Raw genomic sequence first — 20,973 nt, forward strand, 5'->3', positions numbered from 1 at the left:
TCAGTCTCCGGTCGTCCCGCCGTCCAGCGGCCCGTAGATGCGCGCGTGGCGGCTTCCAAGGCCCGTCAGCAGTTCATAATCAATCGTTCCGGCCGCCGATGCTGCCGCCTGAAGGCTGGCGTTGGGGCCCAGAAGCTCCACATAGGTGCCCCGGCGCAGCTTGTCTGCCGGAACATCGGTGGCATCCACAGCCAGCATGTCCATGGAGATCCGGCCAAACAGAGGCAGGACGTGACCATCAACCCAGGCCGATGCGCCCGGCTTGCCGTCGGCGCTGCCTGCGCCCCTGAGGAAACCGTCGCCATAGCCGCAGGACAGCATGGCAATGCGGCTGTCGCGCTCCGCCGTGCGGGCAAGGCCATAGCCGACGCCTTCGCCAGCCGGGACCTTGCGGACCTGCAGCACGCGGGCCTCAAGACGGATCACCGGTTCAAGCTTCAGGGGCGGATGGTCGATGATCTGGCCGCCGTAGAGCGCAATGCCGGGGCGCACCAGATCGAAATGGAACTCCGGTCCCAGAAACACGCCCGCCGAATTGGCCAGCGAGCGCGGCACGCCGGGGAAATGCGCGCTCATCGCCTCGAAAGCGGCAAGCTGCGCCTTGTTCATCGGATGGGCCGGTTCCGGCGCACAGGCCAGATGGCTCATCAGCAGCGACGCGGTGAAAGCTTCCAGCAGCGTGCCATCCGCCGCCAGCCGCTCGCATTCGGGGGCGTTGAGGCCGAGCCGGTTCATGCCGGTGTTGATGTGGATGGCCGCTTCCAGCTTCACCTTGCGCTCGCGGCAGAACAGCGCCCATTCCTCGATTTCCGGCAGGGACCCCAGCACCGGCCGCAGCCTTGCCTCGGCCAGCAGGGGAGCTGCGCCCGGGAACAGGCCGTTGAGAATGTAGATGACGGCGCCGGGCGCTGCCTGACGGGCAGTGACGCCTTCCTGCGGCGTAGCCACGAAGAAGGTGGAGCAGCCGGCCTCCGCCAGATGCTTTACCGTGACGGCAAGGCCACAGCCATAGGCATCGGCTTTCACGGCGGCGGCGCACTGGGTGCCGGGCGTGAGCTGGTCCTTCACACGGCGCCAGTTGCGCGCGATGGCGAGCGGATCGATCGTCAGACGGCTGCCGGCCGGGATGACGGTTTGCCCGTGACTGGAGCTTGTCATGCTCTGCGGGTCCTGTGTCATGAAGCCAAAAGCAAGGCAGAGCCCTCACGCAGCGGTTTCCACGCGGAGCGGCGAATCGGGACCTTGCCCATATCTGCGGCCATCATAGACCGGCTGGCGGGCTTTTTTCCAAGTCTTCGGACGCATGTGCCGGATGCGTCCTGTCTGGACATCGCACCGGGAAACGCCCGTATCCGGTGCTTGCGAACGAAGGGGCGCCCTCCAGTTCTCTCGGGCGTCACCCCGGGCCGAACGGAGTGAGGACCCGGGGACCACTCATTTCCAGAGAGATGCCGTTTTCCTGAGGCGGGCCAGCTGTGGTGTTCCGCACAAGCCTTTGGACAGCGCCTCAACCTTGCCGCTCAACCTTACCGCTCCGGGAGCGAGTGGTCCCCGGATCTCAGCTTCGCTTCGTCCGGGGCGGCGGCCCAGGTGTGTGGTGACGCTGTGCCAACATCTGCCTCTGAGTGGCTTGCCGGACGGGTTACTCCATCCGCTCGGGCATATAGTCTTCCTGCGCCAGATCCGAGAAGCGGGTGAATTCGCCCTGGAAGTGCAGCTGTGCCGTGCCGGTCGGGCCGTGACGCTGCTTGGCGATGATGACTTCCGCCTTGCCCTTGACGCGCTCGAACTTGTCCACCCAGGCCTCGTATTCGGGCGTGCCTTCCTCGGGCATGGTCTTGGACAGGTAATATTCCTCGCGGAACACGAAGAGCACCACGTCGGCGTCCTGCTCGATGGAGCCCGATTCGCGCAGATCCGACAGCTGCGGGCGCTTGTCTTCACGCGATTCCACCTGACGGGACAGCTGGGAGAGGGCGATGATGGGAACGTGCAGTTCCTTCGCCAGCGCCTTCAGGCCCGTCGTGATTTCGGTGATTTCCTGCACGCGGTTGCCGCTGTTCTTGGACGAGCCGGAGAGCAGCTGAATATAGTCGACGATGAGCAGGTCGAGGCCGCGCTGGCGCTTGAGGCGGCGGGCACGGGCCACCAGCGAGGCGATGGAGATGCCACCGGTCTGGTCCACGTAAAGCGGCACGGTCTGCATGTGTTGGGCAGCGGCTGCCAGTTTCTCGAAATCGGCCTCGGAAATGTCGCCGCGGCGGATCTTCGAGGAGGAAATCTCGGTTTGCTCGGAAATGATACGGGTGGCCAGCTGTTCGGCCGACATTTCCAGCGAGAAGAAGCCGACGACACCGCCATTCACCGTCTTCAGCGAGCCATCCGGCTGCTCTTCGGCCTGATAGGCCTGGGCGACGTTATAGGCGATGTTGGTGACGAGCGAGGTCTTGCCCATGGCGGGACGGCCGGCGAGCACGATCAGATCCGAATGCTGCAGGCCGCCCATCAGCCGGTCAAGGTCGGTCAGGCCGGAGGAAATGCCCGACAGGGCGCCTTCGCGGTTGTAGGCCGCGTGGGCCATGTGGATCGTTTCGGTCAGCGCATCGCCGAAGGTGACGAAGCCGCCTTCGCTGCGGCCGGTTTCCGCCAGTTCGAACAGCCGCCGCTCGGCGTCGTCGATCTGCTGGTTCGGCGGCATGTCGATGGGCGCGTCATAGGCGATGTTGACCATGTCCTCGCCGATGCGGATCAGGTTCCGCCGGACGGCAAGGTCATAGATGATGCGGCCATAATCTTCCGCGTTGATGATCGAGGCGGCGTCGGCGGCAAGGCGCAGCAGGTACTGCGTCGCGCTCAGATCCGCGATCTTGATGTCGGCGGGATAGAAGGTCTTCAGCGTGATGGGCGAGGCGGTCTTGCCTGCGCGGATCAGCTGGCCGATCTTCTCGTAAATGTCCTTGTGCGGCGGCAGGAAAAAGTGGTGCGGCTCCAGAAAGTCGGAGACGCGGTAATAGGTCTCGTTGTTGACCAGAATCGCACCCAGCAGCTGGCGCTCAGCCTCCGCGTTATGCGGAGCGACGCGCACGGTCTCGCTCGCGGTTTCGATCTTCTGGATAGTGCCCTTCATGTGGTCCCCCGGTCGCGGTCATATTTCGTTTACCGGGGTTAAGGGCGCAGGAAAAGGCCGCAGTTCAGGGGAGGCAATTATCCTCAGCCTGCGCAAGATCAACGGGGACAAGTCATCTCGCGCCTTGACTGGTGCATGTGGACAAGGGCTGGGGGCAGGCTGTGGATATCCTGCGCACATATTGGCCGGAAGCCGCGTCAGCGCGCCCATAAAACAGGCAAAGAAAAAGGCGGCGCCCCGGAAGGCACCGCCTGATCTTGCGCCGGGCAAACCGGGCCGGAGAGGATTACTCCTCGTCTTCGGCCTCGACTTCACCTTCTTCGGCTTCTTCGTCTTCCTCGAACTCGAAGCTGTCCTGCTCGCGCAGGGTCAGGTTCTCACCGGCTGCCTGACGCTCGGCTTCGTCAGCGGAACGGGCAACGTTGATGGTGATGGAGACTTCGACTTCCGGGTGCAGGGCGATGGCGACCGTGTGCAGGCCGATCGTCTTGATCGGCTCGGACAGGTGCACCTGGCCGCGGGAAACGCTGAAGCCGCCAGCGGTCGCCACGGAGGCGATGTCGCGGGTGGAGACGGAGCCGTAGAGCTGGCCGGTTTCGGCAGCCGAACGGATCACGATGAAGCTCTGGCCGGCCAGCTTTTCGCCAACGGCCTCGGCGTCCTTGCGGCGCTCCAGGTTACGGGCTTCGAGCTGAGCACGCTCGGCTTCGAACTTGGCAAGGTTTGCCTTGTTGGCGCGCAGCGCCTTGCCCTGCGGCAGCAGGAAGTTACGGGCGTAACCGTCGCGCACGCGCACCTTGTCGCCCATCTGGCCAAGCTTGGCCACGCGTTCCAGAAGAATGACTTCCATGGGATTTCTCCAGTCGGTCTGTCCCGCCTCTCGGGCGGTTAGAAGCCGGTCCACAAACCCGCCGGCCCCAATCCGGGATGCCGGACCCTCAAGAGTCCGGCGCGGCCCGCAGCAGGTGCTGGCAGGCCGCGTCTTTCAGATCAGGCGTGAGCCGTGATCTCAGCTGATGACGAAGGGCAGCAGCGACAGGATGCGGGCGCGCTTGATGGCGCGGGCCAGCTCACGCTGCTTCTTCGCGGAGACCGCGGTGATGCGGCTCGGAACGATCTTGCCACGCTCGGAAATGTAGCGCTGCAGCAGACGGATGTCCTTGTAGTCGATGACCGGAGCACCCTCGCCCGAGAACGGGCAGGTCTTGCGGCGGCGGAAGAACGGACGGCGCGTCGGGATCTGTGCGATTTCAGGCATGTCAATTACTCCGCTTCTGCACGGCGGGGAGCGCGTTCGCTCCGCTCACCACGGGGCTCACGGGCCGGGCGGTCGCTGCCGAACTTGTCGTCGCGGCGGCGGCGGTCATCACGGTCGCGCTTCTGCATCATGGCAGACGGCTCGTCATCGTGGGATTCGACCTTCAGGGTCATGAAACGAAGGATGTCTTCGTTGATGCCCATCTGACGCTCCATTTCGGCAACCGCGGCATGCGGAGCTTCGATGTTCATCAGGGTGTAGTGGGCCTTGCGGTTCTTCTTGACCCGGTAAGCCAGCGCGCGCAGGCCCCAGTTCTCGATCTTGCCGACCTTGCCACCGTTGGCTTCGATCAGACCCTTGTACTGTTCAACGAGTTGCTCGACCTGCTGGGTCGAGATGTCCTGGCGCGCCAGGAACACGTGCTCATAAAGCGGCATGTGTGTCTTGCCTTTCTCTAGCGTCTATCCGGGAAAACCTGGCGCAAAGCCTCAACGTGCCTACGGAAAGGTACGTAAAGTCCTACGAGAGCGGAGACACGGGAAGACGGGAGTTTGACGCCCCTGATGCTTGCGCATCCTTCCGTTCAGCCACCAGCCAAGGTTCCGGATAGTGGCGCTGTATATAGAAGGCGCCCGCAAATGCAAGCGCAGACTGCATCAAATCACAGCCGGCGAACGGAGCGGAGCAGGGCGCCGGCTGGCCTCTCGTCAGCGTTTCGGCCGCATGCTGCGGGCAGTTTCCCACGGACTTTGGCCGCTTTCGCTGCGGTGCGGGGGGCATATGCTCTTGACATGGCCCTGTCTGCCAGACCATAGCGGCGGATCATTTTGCCGCAAGAGGGCGGCGGGGACATATCGAATGGCGGGTTTCTCCGCCCGTCTGTCTTCCCGTCCCTTGCATCATGAGTTGAGAACAGCCGGCCGCTCCAGAGCCGGTGCCAAGCGACGGAGGCCGCGCATTATGGGCGTTGCATTCATTTTCCCCGGTCAGGGCAGCCAGGCCGTGGGCATGGGCAAGGAACTGGCGGAAGGCTCCGCCGAGGCACATGCCGTCTTTGCAGAAGTGGATGAGGCGCTCGGCGAGAAGCTCTCCGAACTCATGTGGAATGGCCCCGAGGACCAACTGACTCTCACGGCCAATGCTCAGCCCGCGCTGATGGCCGTCAGCCTTGCGGCGCTGCGCGTGATGGAAGCGCGCGGCATCGACCTCAAGGCCTCTGCGTCTTATGTCGCCGGTCATTCGCTCGGCGAATATTCCGCTCTTGCGGCTGCTGGGAGCCTGTCCATCGGTGATGCGGCCCGTCTGCTGCGCCTGCGCGGTCAGTCCATGCAGGCTGCCGTGCCGGTGGGCGTTGGCGCCATGGCGGCGCTGCTCGGCCTTGATTTTGATGTTGCCCGCGAAGTTGCGGCGGAAGCCAGCGCTCCGGGCGAGGTCTGTGAGGCGGCCAATGACAATGCTCCGGGGCAGGTTGTGGTCTCCGGCCACAAGGCGGCCGTGGAGCGGGCGCTTGAAATTGCCAAGACCAAGGGCGGGCGCCGCGCCGTGCTTCTGCCGGTGTCCGCGCCCTTCCATTGCTCGCTGATGCAGCCCGCTGCCGATGCCATGGCTGAGGCGCTGGCGGGCGTGACCATTCATGCGCCGAAGGTGCCGCTGGTTGCCAACGTGCTGGCGCGCCCGGTGACGGATCCGGCGGAAATCCGCAGCCGTCTGGTGGAGCAGGTCACCGGTACGGTGCGCTGGCGCGAATCCATCGAGTGGCTTGCGGGCGAGGGGATTGATACTTTCGTCGAGATCGGCGCAGGCAAGGTTCTGACCGGCATGATCAAGCGCATTGCCAAGGATGCGGGCGGCCTTGCCGTCAACACGCCGGGCGATGTGGATGCCGTGCTGGAGCGCCTGAACGGCTGACAGCGGATCATATGCGGCGCTGCCGTGGCCTTTGGCCGGGCTGCACCGCTGACAGGAAACTGGAAGGAAACATCACGATGTTCAGCTTGACCAACAGGACGGCTCTCGTCACCGGCGCCACCGGCGGCATCGGCGAGGCCATTGCCCGCGCGCTGCACGCACAGGGCGCCACCGTGACCCTGTCCGGCACGCGCGCTGAAAAGCTGGAGGCGCTGGCCGCCGATCTGAAGGAGCGGGTGCATGTCGTCCCCGCAAACCTTTCCGACCGCGCCGCCGTGGAAGCGCTGGTTCCGGCAGCGGAAGCAGCCATGGGCCAGATCGACATTCTGGTGAACAACGCCGGCATCACCCGCGACAACATCTTCATGCGCATGAAGGATGAAGAGTGGGATCAGGTGCTGGAAGTGAACCTCACCTCCAACTTCCACATCTGCCGTTCGGCCATCAAGGGCATGATGAAGCGCCGCCATGGCCGCATCATCGGCATTGCCTCCGTGGTTGGCGTCACAGGCAACCCGGGCCAGGCCAACTATGCTGCAGCCAAGGCCGGCATGATCGGCATGTACAAGTCCATCGCCCGCGAGATCGCCAGCCGCAATGTCACGGTCAACACGATCGCGCCCGGTTTCATCGAAACCGCGATGACGGACGTGCTGAACGACAAGCAGAAGGAATCGATTCTCGGATCGGTTCCGGCAGGCCGTTTGGGCACGGCTGCGGAAATTGCCGGTGCAGCTGTGTATCTTGCCAGCGACGAGGCAGCCTACATGACCGGCCAGACGCTGCATGTGAATGGCGGCATGGCCATGATTTGACTTTGGAATCCGTGTTTTACGCCATTGGCGGAAAACACGGGTCCACTCCAGGGGCGGCGGCTGGTCAAGCCTGATAAAGTGTGATACCTAGCCGCCGATTATTCTGGAAAGACTGACGGAATGGCTTGATTTCATGGGCCTTCCGTTGCTCTTGTCCGGGTAGCGCCCGTAAGCAGGCTGTGCGAAGACTGAGGTCCGGTTCATCCTGCAGCGTGTGTCCGGTTCGTAAAAACCACCGAGGTAAATAAAATGAGCGATATCGCGGAACGAGTTAAGAAGATCGTTATCGAGCACCTGGGCGTCGACGCCGACAAGGTCGTCGAAGCTGCAAGCTTCATCGACGACCTCGGCGCGGACAGCCTTGACACCGTCGAGCTGGTGATGGCCTTCGAAGAAGAATTCGGCGTCGAGATCCCCGACGATGCAGCCGAGACGATCCTGACCGTCGGCGACGCGGTCAAGTTCCTCGAAAAGAACGCCGGTTAATCTCCGGTTATTCGTGACCTGTGGGGGGAAGCGGCGACGCTTCCACCCGAAACATGTGCGGGCTGATGAGACGAGTAGTTATTACCGGTATGGGCATGGTGACGCCGCATGGTAGCGGCGTTGACGTGACGTGGAAGAAGATCCTTGAGGGCAAGAGTGCTGCGCAGCGCGTCAGCAACTTCGAAGTCGAGGATCTCGCCTGTAAAATTGCCTGTCAGATCCCGCGCGATCCGTCAGTCGAAGGGGCCTTCAATCCCGACGACTGGATGGACCCCAAGGAGCAGCGCAAGGTCGACGATTTCATCGTCTACGCCATGGCTGCTGCCGACCAGGCGCTCGCCGATGCAAACTGGAAGCCCGTGACGTACGAGGAGCAGATCCGCTCCGGCGTGCTGATCGGCTCCGGCATCGGCGGCCTGCAGGGCATCGAGGAAGCAGCCCATGTGCTGCGGGACAAGGGGCCGCGCCGCCTCAGCCCGTTCTTCATTCCCGGCCGTCTGATCAACCTGGCCGGCGGTCAGGTTTCCATCCGCCACGGCCTCAAGGGGCCGAACCATGCCGTCGTGACGGCCTGTTCCACCGGCGCGCATGCGATCGGTGACGCGGCCCGCCTCATCGCGCTTGATGATGCCGATGTCATGGTGGCTGGTGGCACCGAATCTCCGGTCTGCCGTCTTGCTCTGGCAGGTTTTGCCGCCTGCCGCGCGCTGTCGACCCTCTACAACGACACACCCGAAAAGGCCTCGCGCCCCTACGACAAGGACCGTGACGGCTTCGTCATGGGCGAGGGCGCAGGTGTGGTGGTGCTTGAAGAGTACGAGCATGCCAAGCGCCGCGGCGCGACCATCTATGCCGAAGTCATCGGCTATGGCCTGTCGGGCGATGCCTATCACATCACGGCTCCGTCCGAAGATGGTGACGGCGCTTACCGCTGCATGAGCGCAGCGATGAAGCGTGCCGGCATTACGGCAGCCGATATCGACTACATCAACGCCCACGGCACCTCGACGATGGCTGACACCATCGAGCTGGGCGCTGTCGAGCGTCTGGTGGGTGATGCGGCGGACAAGATCTCCATGTCCTCCACCAAATCCTCCATCGGCCACCTTCTGGGTGCTGCCGGTGCGGTCGAGGCGATCTTCTCTGTCCTCGCCATCCGCGACAACATTGCGCCGCCGACGATCAACCTCGACAATCCGTCCGTCGAGAGCCGGATCGATCTGGTGCCGCATCAGCCGCGCAAGAAGCAGATTGATGTTGCCCTGTCGAATTCCTTCGGCTTTGGCGGCACCAATGCTTCGCTGATCCTGCGGCGCGTCGAGGGCTGACAGCCCTCCCGTCACGATTTCCTCGTTTCGCCGCATTGACAAGGTTAATCCCTTGATCTGCGGCGGAGCCGGGCGGTGTCACAGAACCGGGCCGGAGTGCTTCCGGCCATCTGGCCGCAGTTGAACGAGAGGGGAGGGGCTGACGGCCGTGCCGTGCGGGTCTCCCTCACACCCTTGACAATCTGCTGCGGGCCCTCTTTGCGGGGCGCCGGGGGCGGCAGGATCCGAAGGAGCGAGCGACCATGCGTGTCAAGCCAAAGAGCCCACGCGAGGCCATCCAGCCCGACCGGGCGCCAGAACCGCCCCAGCGGTCGCGCCATGCGCGCAATCCCATTGTCATCCTGATCAATCTGGTGCTTTCCAGCGCCGTCATCCTGATTCTTGCCATTGGTGCAGGCATCTACTGGGGCAAGCAGGAGTTCGATGCGGCTGGTCCTCTGACGGAAGACAAGACCGTGATCATTTCCTCCGGCCAGGGCCTCGGCGGCATTGCCGATATCCTCGAGCGCAATGGCGTGATCACCGATGGTCTGGTGTTCAACCTGGGTGTGCGGGCCTACAAGAATGCGGCCCGGCTGAAGGCCGGTGAATACGAGTTCAAGGCCGGCTCCAGCATGCGCGACGTGATGACGGACCTGGTGGAAGGCAAGGCGGTGGTCTATTCCGTCACCATCCCCGAGGGCTGGTCCACGGCGCAGGTGATCCGGCGTCTGCGCGAGAACGAGATTCTCACCGGCGAGATCACGGACATCCCGCCGGAAGGGGCGCTGCTGCCTGAGACCTACACATTCACGCGCGGGGCCTCGCGTCAGCAGATCCTCAACCAGATGCAGGCGGCGCAGACCAAGCTTCTGGCGGAAATCTGGGCGCGCAGGGTTGAAGGCCTGCCGGTGCAGACGCCCGAAGAGCTGGTCATTCTGGCGTCGATCGTCGAGAAGGAAACGGCTCGCGCCGATGAGCGCCCGCGCGTTGCCGGTGTCTTCGTCAACCGGCTGAACAAGTCGATGCCGCTGCAGTCTGACCCGACCATTCTCTACGGGCTTTATGGCGGCGACGCGTGGACCACCGACCGCAGTGCCATCACCCGCGCCGATCTCGACAAGAAGACCGAATACAACACCTATCAGATCCGTGCGCTGCCGCCGGGGCCGATCGGCAATCCGGGCCGTGCGGCCATGGAAGCGGTGTCCAACCCGTCGCGGACGAAGGATCTCTATTTCGTTGCCGATGGCACCGGCGGTCACGTCTTTGCCGAAACCTATGAGCAGCATCAGGCCAATGTGCGCAAGTGGCGCGAGATCGAGCGCGCCCGCCGGGCACAGCAGGCCGGTGGCAACGGTGCCGCCGCCAGCGAGGCCGCTCCCGAGGCGCCCGCGCCGGAAGAGGCTGCTCCGGCAACACAGAACTGAACCGGCAGGAGACAGACGGCGGGCCCGCAGCTTGTGCTTGCAGCCCGGCGTCTGTCTCCTGAACCGGTTCCGGGGGGAAGGATCAGGACATGGCTTTGTCCAGCATGACCGGCTTTGCCCGGGTTGAAGGATCTCATGGCGCGGTGCGCTGGCACTGGGAACTGCGCTCCGTCAACGGCAAGAGCCTTGATCTGCGCTTCCGTCTGCCTCCGGGCATGGAAGATCTGGAAGCGCAGCTGCGCGAGCGCTGCGGCAAGGCTCTGGCCAGAGGCAATGTCTCCATCTCCCTGTCGCTGCAGCGGGACCAGGGCGATGCAGTTCTCACCATCAACGAGGCAGCGCTCGAAGCCGTTCTGCATGCGGTGCAGCTGCTGAAGCGGCGCCTGCCCGAAGCCGTGCCGCCGAGCCTTGATGGCATCCTCGCCCACAAGGGCGTGCTGGAACTGCGCGAGCCGGAGGAAGACGAAGAGGCCCGTGCGGCTTTGATTGTAGCGCTCGCCGGGTCCTTCGATGAGGCGCTGAAGGCGCTTGCCGCCATGCGCAAGGCGGAAGGTGCGGCCATCGGCGCCGTGCTGGACGGCCAGCTGGCCGCCATTGCCGCAGCAACGGATGCAGCCGAAAGGCATCCGGCGCGCACGGTAGAGGCCATTCGCGACAGGCTTGCCGCACAGGTTTCGGCGCTGCTGGAGGCTGCGCCCGCGCTGGAGCCGCAGCGGCTGCATCAGGAGGCGGTGCTGCTGGCGACCCGCGCCGACATCCGCGAGGAGCTGGACCGGCTGGCCGCCCATGTGGCTGCCGCCCGCAAGCTTCTGGCCGATGGCGGGCCTGTGGGCCGCAAGCTCGATTTCCTCGCACAGGAATTTAACCGGGAAGCGAATACGCTCTGCTCGAAATCCAATGACGTGGCGCTGACGGCCATCGGCCTTGAGCTGAAATCCGTCATCGACCAGATGCGTGAGCAGATCCAGAATCTGGAGTGATCAATGGCCGGCAGCAAGTCCGCCCGTCCCGCCGGGACATCCGTTACCGCCGATGAGGCCGAGGCACACCGCCGCGGCCTCATGCTCGTTCTGTCCTCGCCTTCGGGCGCGGGCAAGTCGACGATTGCCCGCAATCTGCTGGGGCAGGAGACAAGCCTGTCCCTGTCCATCTCCGTGACGACGCGCCCGCGCCGCACTAGCGAGATTGACGGCGTGCACTACCATTTCATTTCCCGCGAAAAGTTCGAGCTGATGCGCGACCGGGAAGAGCTGCTGGAATGGGCCGAGGTGCATGGCAATTACTACGGCACGCCGCGCGATCCGGTGGAGCAGGCGCTGCGCAGCGGCCGGGACGTGCTGTTCGACATCGACATCCAGGGCACCTTCCAGCTTTATGAGCGGATGCGTGAGGATGTGGTGTCCATCTTCATCCTGCCGCCGTCCATTGCCGAGATGAAATCCCGCCTGCACCGTCGTGCAGAAGATGCTGATGACGTGATCCTGAGGCGGCTAAAGACTGCTGTCGGCGAGATGCGCCACTGGAGCGAATATGACTATGTGGTCGTCAATGACGATCTCAGCCGCGCGTTCCTGGCGGTTCAGTCCATCCTGCGCGCCGAGCGCCACCGCCGCTCCCGCTCCGCCGCCATCGGCCCCTTCATCGACGGCATGGTGGACGACCTGCGCCGCGAGCTGGGCGAGGCCGGTGCGAGCGATGCCGAAGGCTGATTTTTTCCTTCATTTGAAACGAAACAGGGCTCCGCATGCGGAGCCCTGTTTGTTTTGAAAGAAATGAAATGACTTTCCTCCGCGCTGTCCCGGCCTTGTACCGGGACCTGTCAGGGGCGCAAGGAGCCCGCCCTGCCAAAGGCGTCTTCAACCTGCCACACTCAGCCCGCCATCTGCGGAAGACTGATTTCTTGCACCCAGCCGCCGAAATCGCTGCGGGCCCGCTGGGTCATGGCGAGCTTGCGGGCCTTGGCCTTTTCCGCCCCGCGCAGGCGCTTGCCGTCTTCGCCCTTGTTCGGGGCTTCCACCGGCGGGAACAGGCCGAAATTGACATTCATTGGCTGGAATGAGCGCGGCGCGCCTTCTTCCTCATGCACAAGGTGGCCGCCGGTGATATGCGCCAGCAGCGCGCCCATGGCCGTGGTGGCGGGCGGCGGCGTCAGCTCGCGTCCTTGGGCGGCCGCAGCGGCAAACAGCCCGGCCATGCAGCCGACGGAGGCCGATTCCACATAGCCTTCGCAACCGGTGATCTGGCCGGCAAAGCGCAGGCGCGGATCGGCCTTCAGCCGCAGCGTGCCATCGAGCAGCTTCGGCGAATTGAGGAAGGTGTTGCGGTGCAAGCCGCCGAGACGGGCAAAGACGGCGTCTTCCAGCCCCGGGATCATGCGGAAGATCTCGGCCTGCGCGCCATATTTCAGCTTCGTCTGGAAGCCGACCATGTTGTAGAGCGTGCCGAGCGCATTGTCCTGGCGCAGCTGCACCACGCCATAGGCCTTGACGGTCGGGTTATGGGCGTTGGTAAGGCCCATCGGCTTCATCGGCCCATGGCGCAGGGTTTCGCGGCCACGCTCCGCCATCACCTCGATGGGCAGGCAGCCGTCGAAATAGGGGGTGTTGGCCTCCCATTCCTTGAATTCGGTCTTCTCGCCTGCGATCAGCGCATCGATGAAGGCCTCGTACTGGGCCTTGTCCAGAGGGCAGTTGATGTAATCCTTGCCCGTGCCGCCCGGACCCACCTTGTCATAGCGGGACTGGAACCAGGCCACATCCATGTTGATGGAATCAAAATGCACGATCGGGGCAATGGCGTCGAAGAAGGCGAGCGAATCCTCACCCGTGCGCGCCAGGATCGCTTCCGACAGGGCCGGAGAGGTGAGGGGGCCGGTGGCAATGATCACATTGTCCCAGTCCTCCGGCGGCAGGCTGGTCAGCTCGCCGCGCTCGATGGTGATCAGCGGGTGCGAGGTGAGCATCTGAGTCACCGCTTCCGAAAAGCCGTCCCGGTCCACCGCCAGCGCGCTGCCGGCGGGCACCTGATGGGCATCGGCCGCCTGCATGATCAGCGAGCCTGCCTGACGCAGCTCCCAGTGCAGCAGGCCGACGGCGTTGTAATCCGCATCGTCGGAGCGGAAGGAGTTGGAGCAGACCAGCTCGGCCAGCCCGTCCGTCTTGTGGGCATCGGTTGCCCGCACCGGGCGCATTTCATGAAGAACAACCGGAACGCCGGCGCGGGCGATCTGCCAGCTTGCTTCCGAACCGGCGAGACCGCCGCCGATCACATGAATGGGTTTCGTCACGTGGCTCTGCCTGTGCTTGTGCTGAAAAGGGGCTGGACCGGACATATGTCCCGGCGGCCGGTCCTGCGGCGCCAGTCCGCGCTGCGGTCCTGCATCTCAAGCCCCTGATACCTGCATGACAGAGGCGATGCAACGGAAAGCCGCCGTTGAACCTGAGCCGGGGCGGTCTGGCGTTTGGCGGGACGGGGGCGTTTGACGTAGGCTGCGCAGAGAGAGGTCCGGAGACTGGCGCGGACGGGCAGCGCTCCGGCTGAAAAGGAAGGCGGCACATGCAGACCAAGGCAAGGCACCTGCGCCTCAGCAAGGCAGGACGCGCCCTTCAGATGCTGCTGGCGGCCGCGATGCTGGCGGGCTGCGCGGCGCAGGCGGAGCTGGGGCCGGAGACCTGGTACCGCGACCGCAAAGCGCTGCTCCCCCGGGAGGACAGGCTCTACATCTGTCACGGCTTCGGCTGCACCTACAAGGCGCCGGTGGATTTTTCCGGCGCGGACAAGCGGAAGCTTGCATCGATTCTCGCCTCAGGCAAGGAATCGCCTGCGGCAGAGCGCAGGGCCGTGTCCAGGGCCGTGCAGTGGCAGGAAGCTCGTGTGACGGCAGCGCTTGGAACCGCACCGGATATTGGCGGCCTCGACATGCGCAATGCCGGTGTGCCGGGTCAGATGGATTGTATCGACGAGGCTAGCAACACCACCAGCCTGCTTCTTTATGCAGAACGCGCGGGGCTGTTGCGCCACCATCGTGTCGCATCGCCCGTGGCGCGCGGCTTCCTGCTGGACGGGCGCTATCCGCATGCCACGGCGGTTCTGCGGGAAAGCGCGGGCGGTCAGGCCTATGCCATCGACAGCTGGGTGCGCGCCAATGCCGAGCCGCCTGTGGTGCAGCCGCTCGAAAGCTGGTTTGCCGCAGCAGGTGCCTGGTGATGAAAATTTGAAGGGGTGCTTAAAACGAGAAAAGCGCTCGCCGATGGGAGGAGGAGTTCGGCGAGCGCTCTTTCCAGAGCCGGTTCGGGAGGAGGAGAACCGGCTTGTTCCGGACCGCAGGTGGGAGGAGGAGTCCTTTGGTCCGGGAGAACTGAGGCACCGCTTGGCGCCCCGTTGTTGAGTATGTTGTACCGCGGGCCGGGCGATACCGCCATGCACAATTCTGCATGGCTGGCCTGCTTATGCTGCAGAGCAGCGAAAACAGGGTTGGGGCTGCGTCTTAGCGCATGGCCCCGCGGGCGACGGAGGCGATGTCCGCGCGGGAGATGCCGATGTCGCTCAGCTCACGCGAGGACATGCGGGCCAGCTCTTCATAGGTGGCGCGGTACTTCTTCCACGAGCGATACTTGGAGACGATGTCGTGCAGCATGATTTTATCCGTTCTTTGCTTTGTCTTTGAAGCTGTGGCAGCGCTCTTGTTGGCGTTGCATCTTGTGACCCTTATCTAGGCCTGTTCGCCGGTTTCAGCTATGGGGGCTTCAACATGCCTGCCCTGCAGGCAATGCAATGCATGATTAATGTGCATCTGCACAGGTGAAGGGCATGTGGCCGGATTGTGGCGAAGCCCTCCGCCGCAGGGCGGAATCAGGGCCGCGCACCTGCCGTAGAGTTGCTTTGCCGGAAGGGAAAGCGGCGGGCGGAGGGAAGGGCAGGGCGGACAGCAAAAAGGCCGCCGGCAAATCTGCGGCAGCCTGACATGAGAGCTAGCGATTTGATTTGAAAGACGTATCGAACGTCAGACAAACGAACGCCCGCCAGTGGGAGGAGGTACTGGCGGGCGCTGTTTCAGCAGGCAGGGTTTGGGAGGAGAAGAACCCCGCCGGCACACAGTCACAAGGCTTGGGAGGAGGAGAGCCTGTGACCGCGATCTCGATTACATGCTGGCGCGGCGTGCGATGAAGCGGATATCGCCGCGGCCAATGCCCAGGTCGCTGAGTTCGCGATTGGACAGACGGGACAGCTCGTCCACCGTGCGGCGGTAGTTGACCCAGGAATTGTACTTGCGAACAACAGTGTCGATCATTTTCGTGTTCCTTGAACCGTCTGGAGCGTCAGCTGTCGGCCCGCGGCCGGTTTGGCCATTGTGCGGTGCAGCGCCGTTCCGATGTCCAAGAGATAGTCCGTTTTCGCATTTGCGAGAAGTGGAAGTTTGGCATGTCAGTCATGCGAATTATGCAAGGCGGAAAAACAAACGATGATGAGCGGTCATCAGGCGAGGTGAAGGGCATTTAAACCGATAAAATTGCAGGAATTTGCGCTGCAGCAGGAAATATGCAGGAGGCCTTCGGTTGTGTCCCGATTGCGTGGTGCCGCAAGACTTGTGTTGCAATGCAGCGATAGCCGGATTCGCGCTTGCCACATGCGCCGGGTGCATGGCGTGAGCCACATTTCAGAAGCTGCCACAAGGGATTCATAGTCAGGGATCTGCGGCCTTGGAGCCCTCCCGGGCCGCCGCTTCAGCCCGCGGGTCAGTCTGCTTGCTCGCGGAAGAGATGCCGGAAACTGCTGAAAACAGCCCGAACCGGCACCCGGCAGGCCTCACGCCTATACCGCCCGTCATGCCGGTCCCCCGGAGACCTCCCGCTGCGAGCCGTCCCCGGATCTCCGCTTCGCTCAAGGCGGCCGGCGGCCGATATGCGGCGCGTCTGTGCGTCCTCAGCCTCCGGCGTCCGCTCCCGGAAGGGGGGGCACCCGCTCAGAGGCGCCCTTTCCTTGTCACTCGGCTGCGGCGGTCCGTTTCTGCGGGCGGCGCTCCAGCAGCTCCTTGAGGAACTGCCCGGTATGGCTTGCGGGATTCGCGGCCACATCCTCCGGACGGCCTTCGGCCACCACCGTGCCGCCGCCATCGCCGCCCTCAGGACCGAAGTCGATCAGCCAGTCCGCCGTCTTGATGACCTCGAGATTATGCTCGATCACCAGCACCGAATTGCCCTGCTCGACCAGTTCGTGCAGCACTTCCAGCAGCTTGGCCACATCATGGAAATGCAGGCCGGTCGTCGGCTCGTCCAGGATATAGAGTGTGCGGCCGGTGGACCGGCGTGACAGTTCCTTGGCCAGCTTCACACGCTGTGCCTCACCGCCGGAGAGCGTCGTCGCCTGCTGGCCCACCTTGATATAGCCGAGCCCCACCCGCGCCAGGGTTTCCATCTTTTCGCGCACCGCCGGAACGGCCGAGAAGAATCCCGCCGCCTCTTCAACGGTCATGTCGAGCACGTCGGCGATCGACTTGCCCTTGAACTGCACTTCAAGCGTCTCGCGGTTGTAGCGCTTGCCCTTGCAGACGTCGCAGGTGACATAGATGTCCGGCAGGAAGTGCATCTCGATCTTGATGACGCCATCGCCCTGGCAGGCTTCGCAGCGGCCGCCCTTGACGTTGAAGGAGAAGCGTCCGGGCTGATAGCCGCGCGCCTTTGATTCCGGCATGCTGGCGAACCATTCACGAATCGGCGTGAAGGCCCCCGTGTAGGTCGCAGGATTCGAGCGCGGGGTCCGGCCGATGGGCGACTGGTCGATGTCGATCACCTTGTCGAGATGCTCCAGCCCCTCGATCCGGTCATGCGGGGCAGGGTTCTCGCGTGCGCCGTTGAGCCGCCGTGCGGCCGACCGGAACAGGGTGTCGATGAGGAAGGTGGACTTGCCGCCCCCCGAGACGCCGGTGATGCAGGTGAAGGTGCCAAGCGGAATTTCCGCCGTGACATTCTTCAGATTGTTGCCGCGCGCGCCGATGACCTTGATCTGGCGCTTCTTGTTGATCTTGCGCCGCTCTGCGGGCAAGGCGATGCCGCGCGTCCCGCTCAGATATTGCCCTGTGAGCGAATTCGGGTCTGCCATGATCTGCGCCGGCGTGCCCTTCGCAACGATCTGGCCGCCATGGACGCCCGCGCCCGGCCCCACATCCACCACATAATCGGCCGTCAGCACCGCATCCTCGTCATGCTCCACGACGATGACGGTGTTGCCGAGATCGCGCAGGTGGCGCAGCGTGTCGAGAAGCCTTGCATTGTCGCGCTGATGCAGGCCGATCGACGGCTCGTCCAGCACATAAAGAACGCCCGTCAGGCCGGAGCCGATCTGCGAAGCCAGACGGATCCGCTGGCTTTCGCCACCCGACAACGTGCCGGAATTGCGTGACAGCGACAGATACTCCAGCCCCACATCATTGAGGAATTTCAGCCGCTCGCGGATTTCCTTGAGAATCCTTGCGGCAATTTCCTGCTGCTTGCCGTTGAGCGCCTCATCCAGCCCGTTGAACCAGGCCCCGGCATCGCGGATCGACATGTCCGCCGCGTGGCCGATGTGCTTGCCGCCAATCTTGACGGCGAGGGCCTCGGGCTTCAGGCGGTAGCCGTTACAGGCCGGGCAGGGGTGGTTTGACTGGAAACGCTCCAGCTCTTCACGGACCCAGGCCGAATCCGTTTCGCGCCAGCGCCGCTCGATATTGCCCAGAACGCCTTCGAAGGTCTTCTTTGCGCGGTAGCTGCGCACACCGTCGTCATAAACGAACTCAAGCTCGGTCTTGCCGGTGCCGTACAGCACCGCATGGCGCACGTCATCCGGCAGCTCGCGCCAGGGTGTTGCCATGGACACCTTGAAATGCCGGCAGATGGCTTCCAGCGTCTGGGCATAATAGGGCGAGGTCGAACCGGTCTTGGCCCAGGGCAGCACCGCGCCCTCGCGCAGCGACAGGCTCTGATCGGGCACCACAAGGTCAGCCTCGAAGGCCAGTGTCGTGCCAAGGCCGTCACAGGACGGGCAAGCGCCGAAGGGATTGTTGAAGGAGAAGAGGCGGGGCTCGATCTCGGGGATGGTGAAGCCGGACACCGGGCAGGCGAATTTCTCCGAAAAGATGATCCGCTCATGGGTTTCATTGCGGTTCTGCAGCACCGCATCCTTGCCGGTGGCGATTTCCAGCGGCTTGTCCGCAAACTCGGCAATGGCAATGCCATCGGCCAGCTTCAACGCCGTTTCGAAGGAGTCTGCAAGACGGCCTGCAATGTCCTCGCGCACGACGATGCGGTCCACCACCACATCGATGTCATGCTTGAACTTCTTGTCGAGGGCCGGGGCCTCGGAGATCTCATGAAACTCGCCGTTGATCTTGACCCGCTGGAAGCCCTTTTTCATCAGCTCGGCCAGTTCCTTGCGGTACTCGCCCTTGCGCCCGCGCACCACCGGAGCCAGCAGGTAAAGCCGGGTGCCTTCCTCCAGCGACATGACCCTGTCGACCATCTGGCTGACGGTCTGGCTCTCGATCGGTAAACCCGTCGCCGGCGAGTAGGGGATGCCCACGCGCGCAAACAGCAGGCGCATGTAGTCATAGATCTCGGTGACCGTGCCCACCGTCGAGCGCGGGTTGCGCGAGGTGGTTTTCTGTTCGATCGAGATGGCGGGAGACAGGCCGTCGATCTGATCCACATCCGGCTTCTGCATCATCTCCAGAAACTGGCGGGCATAGGCCGAGAGGCTTTCGACATAGCGGCGCTGGCCTTCCGCATAGATCGTGTCGAAGGCGAGAGACGACTTGCCCGAACCGGACAGGCCCGTCATCACGATCAGCTTGTCGCGCGGCAGGTCCAGATCAACGTTCTTGAGATTGTGCTCGCGCGCGCCGCGGATGGAAATCATCTTGTCACGGCTGAGGCCCGTCAGGGCAGATCCCTGTTCCTTGCTCTGCGGTTCGGCGGCGGCATCCTTGGCCATCGGTATCGTCCTGAACTTGCCCGGCGCGGGCATGAAAACTGGCAGCAGTTATAAGCGCCGCACAACAGGCCTCAACTGGCAAAATGCTGTGCGGGTGAGAATGTCCTGGCCTGTTCCGGTCAGGCGCGGTGGAAGGCTCGTGAAAAAATCAGCCTGAGAAAAGCCTGAGCTGCGGCGATGGTTCGTGCTTGACCGGCAAGGACGGACCCGTCTGTCCGGAATGTTCCGTCTGTCTCATCTGCGGTCCTTCCTTCGCATCTTCAAGGGCAGGCCTTTGACAATCTGCGGCTTGGCCTACGTTTTTTGCGGGTCTGCCGGATCACATTTCGTAAGGAACGTAACAGGAACAAAAATCTGAAGCAAGCCGCATCTCCGCGAAAAACTGCTGTCGTGCCTCTTTTCCGGTGGGGCCGGGTCTTTTCCGCCAAGGCAGGAAAATGGCTCTTGACGACAGGAACAAAAAAAGAACAATCTATGCCAGCAGCGGCTTGAAAGCGGCCAGCTTTGTGGACAACGCGGCGCAGCCGGGCAGAATGGTTCGCATGAGGGGCGAAGAGGCGTTAGGGTCGCCCGATCAACCGGTTTCTGCTGCCGTCCAGAAGGGCGCCTGATCTGGCTTCCGGGCCGGAAGGGGCGTGTTTCCAGGCTGTTCTTGTGAGCAGCGGGCAGGCGCAGGGCGGCGCCGGCCTTGGGCTGTGCCCGTGCCGGGATTGGACGACAAACGACAGACAAAAGCAGGAGCCACTGGTATGGCGGGTAGCGTGAACAAGGTCATTCTGGTTGGCAATCTGGGGGCGGATCCCGAGATCCGCCGCACGCAGGATGGCCGTCCCATCGCCAATTTGCGCATTGCCACGTCCGAGACGTGGCGGGACCGCGGGTCGGGGGAGCGGCGCGAGCGCACCGAATGGCACCGGGTGGTGATCTTCAATGAAGGCCTTTGCAAGATCGCCGAGCAATATCTTCGCAAGGGCGCGAAGGTTTACATCGAAGGGCAGCTGCAGACCCGCAAATGGCAGGACCAGAGCGGCCAGGAGCGCTTCTCCACCGAAGTGGTGCTGCAGGGCTTCAACTCGGCACTGACCATGCTGGACGGGCGCGGTGAAGGCGGCGGCGGCGGTGGTGGTGGCGCACTGCCGGATTACGGCTCAGGCGGCGGCTATGAAGGCGGCTCCAGCGGTGGCGGCGGCTATGGCGGTGGTTCGAGCGGCGGCAGCGGTTACGGTGGCGGCTCCAGTGGCGGCGGCGGGTATGGCGGTGGCTCTGGCGGCTCCGGTGGTGCAGGCGGCGGCTATGGCGGCGGCATGGACGACGAGATCCCGTTCTGACGGAGTGTTGCGGAAGCCTACGGATGGCTGGACCTGATGGCCGCCCTTGCAGAGAAATGCAGGGGCGCGCCGGGGCCGGGCATCCGCTTCAAACTGTTGTGAAGGTTGGGTTTCATTAACCATCTGGTTGCTGCGGGCAGGGTAGCTTTGCGCTCTGCCAGCGGAACAGTCTGCAGGGTCTGAACGTTCGGAAACCGGGCTCCATCTGCCGGTCCGCCGTTCCTGTGACACCGGTCACAGCGGCAAGATCTTATACCTGCGAGGCTTTGTGGACTGCCCCGGCATCATTGAGCGGATTGGCCCCGGGGGCGAGTGGCCGGTCCTCATCTGATTTCGAGCTTGAGGCC

19 protein-coding genes are annotated in these 20,973 nt (G+C 63.6%); 10 read left to right on the forward strand and 9 right to left on the reverse strand.

Annotated features, from left to right (window positions below):
- The 5 genes from alr to rpsF form a co-directional block, all read right to left on the reverse strand.
- Positions 1–1,158, reverse strand: coding sequence for an alanine racemase (gene alr / locus IF10I1_RS14410; protein WP_208977441.1), 1,158 nt, complete (start codon positions 1,156–1,158; stop codon positions 1–3).
- Between the two features lie 484 nt (positions 1,159–1,642).
- Positions 1,643–3,127 (reverse strand): replicative DNA helicase, encoded by a 1,485-nt coding sequence (locus tag IF10I1_RS14415; RefSeq protein ID WP_123194385.1) that lies wholly within the window; start codon positions 3,125–3,127, stop codon positions 1,643–1,645.
- Positions 3,128–3,413: 286 nt separating this feature from the next.
- On the reverse strand, positions 3,414–3,977 hold the full coding sequence (gene rplI, locus IF10I1_RS14420) for a 50S ribosomal protein L9 (RefSeq protein ID WP_122520185.1): 564 nt from the start codon (positions 3,975–3,977) through the stop codon (positions 3,414–3,416).
- 159 nt (positions 3,978–4,136) lie between these two features.
- A complete protein-coding gene (gene rpsR / locus IF10I1_RS14425; RefSeq protein ID WP_050473275.1) occupies positions 4,137–4,385 on the reverse strand; it encodes a 30S ribosomal protein S18 in 249 nt (82 codons plus the stop codon).
- A gap of 5 nt (positions 4,386–4,390) precedes the next feature.
- Positions 4,391–4,822 (reverse strand): 30S ribosomal protein S6, encoded by a 432-nt coding sequence (rpsF, locus tag IF10I1_RS14430; protein WP_019966100.1) that lies wholly within the window; start codon positions 4,820–4,822, stop codon positions 4,391–4,393.
- Positions 4,823–5,345: 523 nt separating this feature from the next.
- Here rpsF and fabD point away from each other — a divergent pair.
- From fabD to gmk, 7 genes are all read left to right on the forward strand, one after another.
- Complete coding sequence (fabD, locus tag IF10I1_RS14435; RefSeq protein WP_186393335.1) at positions 5,346–6,293, forward strand: ACP S-malonyltransferase; 948 nt, start codon at positions 5,346–5,348, stop codon at positions 6,291–6,293.
- A gap of 77 nt (positions 6,294–6,370) precedes the next feature.
- Entirely contained in the window at positions 6,371–7,108 is a 738-nt protein-coding gene (fabG, locus tag IF10I1_RS14440) for a 3-oxoacyl-[acyl-carrier-protein] reductase (RefSeq protein WP_058899881.1), read from the forward strand.
- A 249-nt stretch (positions 7,109–7,357) separates the two neighbouring features.
- Positions 7,358–7,594, forward strand: a complete 237-nt coding sequence (locus IF10I1_RS14445; RefSeq protein WP_050473278.1) for an acyl carrier protein — start codon at positions 7,358–7,360, stop codon at positions 7,592–7,594.
- Positions 7,595–7,659: 65 nt separating this feature from the next.
- A complete protein-coding gene (fabF, locus tag IF10I1_RS14450) occupies positions 7,660–8,922 on the forward strand; it encodes a beta-ketoacyl-ACP synthase II (protein WP_050473279.1) in 1,263 nt (420 codons plus the stop codon).
- Positions 8,923–9,164: 242 nt separating this feature from the next.
- A complete protein-coding gene (gene mltG / locus IF10I1_RS14455) occupies positions 9,165–10,331 on the forward strand; it encodes an endolytic transglycosylase MltG (RefSeq protein WP_050473280.1) in 1,167 nt (388 codons plus the stop codon).
- An 89-nt stretch (positions 10,332–10,420) separates the two neighbouring features.
- On the forward strand, positions 10,421–11,311 hold the full coding sequence (locus tag IF10I1_RS14460; protein WP_186393336.1) for a YicC/YloC family endoribonuclease: 891 nt from the start codon (positions 10,421–10,423) through the stop codon (positions 11,309–11,311).
- A 3-nt stretch (positions 11,312–11,314) separates the two neighbouring features.
- The gene (gmk, locus tag IF10I1_RS14465; protein ID WP_186393337.1) at positions 11,315–12,040 is read left to right on the forward strand and encodes a guanylate kinase; all 726 of its coding nucleotides are present in this window, start codon (positions 11,315–11,317) and stop codon (positions 12,038–12,040) included.
- A gap of 161 nt (positions 12,041–12,201) precedes the next feature.
- Here gmk and trmFO read toward each other — a convergent pair whose 3' ends face one another.
- A complete protein-coding gene (trmFO, locus tag IF10I1_RS14470; RefSeq protein WP_186393338.1) occupies positions 12,202–13,662 on the reverse strand; it encodes a methylenetetrahydrofolate--tRNA-(uracil(54)-C(5))-methyltransferase (FADH(2)-oxidizing) TrmFO in 1,461 nt (486 codons plus the stop codon).
- Between the two features lie 224 nt (positions 13,663–13,886).
- Here trmFO and IF10I1_RS14475 point away from each other — a divergent pair, with 224 nt between their 5' ends.
- Positions 13,887–14,537, forward strand: a complete 651-nt coding sequence (locus tag IF10I1_RS14475; RefSeq protein WP_186393339.1) for a hypothetical protein — start codon at positions 13,887–13,889, stop codon at positions 14,535–14,537.
- Between the two features lie 280 nt (positions 14,538–14,817).
- Here the strand turns inward: IF10I1_RS14475 and IF10I1_RS14480 are convergent, their stop codons facing one another.
- The 3 genes from IF10I1_RS14480 to uvrA all read right to left on the reverse strand — a co-directional run bounded on the left by IF10I1_RS14480 (position 14,818) and on the right by uvrA (position 19,223).
- Positions 14,818–14,967: a DUF1127 domain-containing protein gene (locus IF10I1_RS14480; protein WP_019966090.1), complete on the reverse strand. Its 150-nt coding sequence runs from the start codon at positions 14,965–14,967 to the stop codon at positions 14,818–14,820.
- Positions 14,968–15,471: 504 nt separating this feature from the next.
- Positions 15,472–15,621: a DUF1127 domain-containing protein gene (locus IF10I1_RS14485; protein ID WP_019966089.1), complete on the reverse strand. Its 150-nt coding sequence runs from the start codon at positions 15,619–15,621 to the stop codon at positions 15,472–15,474.
- Positions 15,622–16,313: 692 nt separating this feature from the next.
- Positions 16,314–19,223 (reverse strand): excinuclease ABC subunit UvrA, encoded by a 2,910-nt coding sequence (uvrA, locus tag IF10I1_RS14490; RefSeq protein ID WP_186393985.1) that lies wholly within the window; start codon positions 19,221–19,223, stop codon positions 16,314–16,316.
- A gap of 512 nt (positions 19,224–19,735) precedes the next feature.
- Between uvrA and IF10I1_RS14495 the strand changes: the two genes are divergently transcribed.
- Both IF10I1_RS14495 and IF10I1_RS14500 read left to right on the forward strand, forming a co-directional pair.
- The gene (locus IF10I1_RS14495; RefSeq protein ID WP_186393340.1) at positions 19,736–19,909 is read left to right on the forward strand and encodes a hypothetical protein; all 174 of its coding nucleotides are present in this window, start codon (positions 19,736–19,738) and stop codon (positions 19,907–19,909) included.
- Positions 19,910–20,047: 138 nt separating this feature from the next.
- On the forward strand, positions 20,048–20,626 hold the full coding sequence (locus IF10I1_RS14500) for a single-stranded DNA-binding protein (protein WP_050473285.1): 579 nt from the start codon (positions 20,048–20,050) through the stop codon (positions 20,624–20,626).
- The last annotated feature ends 347 nt before the right edge of the window (positions 20,627–20,973 follow it).

The organism is Pannonibacter sp. I15F10I1 (assembly GCF_900185665.1).
Classification (GTDB): Bacteria; Pseudomonadota; Alphaproteobacteria; order Rhizobiales; family Stappiaceae; genus Pannonibacter; species Pannonibacter indicus.

Excerpts from the sequence above, each read along its gene's own strand:
- alr (WP_208977441.1), bottom strand. The coding sequence starts at position 1,158 with ATGACAAGCTCCAGTCACGGGCAAACCGTCATCCCGGCCGGCAGCCGT.
- IF10I1_RS14415 (WP_123194385.1), bottom strand. The coding sequence starts at position 3,127 with ATGAAGGGCACTATCCAGAAGATCGAAACCGCGAGCGAGACCGTGCGC.
- rplI (WP_122520185.1), bottom strand. The coding sequence starts at position 3,977 with ATGGAAGTCATTCTTCTGGAACGCGTGGCCAAGCTTGGCCAGATGGGC.
- rpsR (WP_050473275.1), bottom strand. The coding sequence starts at position 4,385 with ATGCCTGAAATCGCACAGATCCCGACGCGCCGTCCGTTCTTCCGCCGC.
- rpsF (WP_019966100.1), bottom strand. The coding sequence starts at position 4,822 with ATGCCGCTTTATGAGCACGTGTTCCTGGCGCGCCAGGACATCTCGACC.
- fabD (WP_186393335.1), top strand. The coding sequence starts at position 5,346 with ATGGGCGTTGCATTCATTTTCCCCGGTCAGGGCAGCCAGGCCGTGGGC.
- fabG (WP_058899881.1), top strand. The coding sequence starts at position 6,371 with ATGTTCAGCTTGACCAACAGGACGGCTCTCGTCACCGGCGCCACCGGC.
- IF10I1_RS14445 (WP_050473278.1), top strand. The coding sequence starts at position 7,358 with ATGAGCGATATCGCGGAACGAGTTAAGAAGATCGTTATCGAGCACCTG.
- fabF (WP_050473279.1), top strand. The coding sequence starts at position 7,660 with ATGAGACGAGTAGTTATTACCGGTATGGGCATGGTGACGCCGCATGGT.
- mltG (WP_050473280.1), top strand. The coding sequence starts at position 9,165 with ATGCGTGTCAAGCCAAAGAGCCCACGCGAGGCCATCCAGCCCGACCGG.
- IF10I1_RS14460 (WP_186393336.1), top strand. The coding sequence starts at position 10,421 with ATGGCTTTGTCCAGCATGACCGGCTTTGCCCGGGTTGAAGGATCTCAT.
- gmk (WP_186393337.1), top strand. The coding sequence starts at position 11,315 with ATGGCCGGCAGCAAGTCCGCCCGTCCCGCCGGGACATCCGTTACCGCC.
- trmFO (WP_186393338.1), bottom strand. The coding sequence starts at position 13,662 with ATGTCCGGTCCAGCCCCTTTTCAGCACAAGCACAGGCAGAGCCACGTG.
- IF10I1_RS14475 (WP_186393339.1), top strand. The coding sequence starts at position 13,887 with ATGCAGACCAAGGCAAGGCACCTGCGCCTCAGCAAGGCAGGACGCGCC.
- IF10I1_RS14480 (WP_019966090.1), bottom strand. The coding sequence starts at position 14,967 with ATGCTGCACGACATCGTCTCCAAGTATCGCTCGTGGAAGAAGTACCGC.
- IF10I1_RS14485 (WP_019966089.1), bottom strand. The coding sequence starts at position 15,621 with ATGATCGACACTGTTGTTCGCAAGTACAATTCCTGGGTCAACTACCGC.
- uvrA (WP_186393985.1), bottom strand. The coding sequence starts at position 19,223 with ATGATTTCCATCCGCGGCGCGCGCGAGCACAATCTCAAGAACGTTGAT.
- IF10I1_RS14495 (WP_186393340.1), top strand. The coding sequence starts at position 19,736 with ATGGCTCTTGACGACAGGAACAAAAAAAGAACAATCTATGCCAGCAGC.
- IF10I1_RS14500 (WP_050473285.1), top strand. The coding sequence starts at position 20,048 with ATGGCGGGTAGCGTGAACAAGGTCATTCTGGTTGGCAATCTGGGGGCG.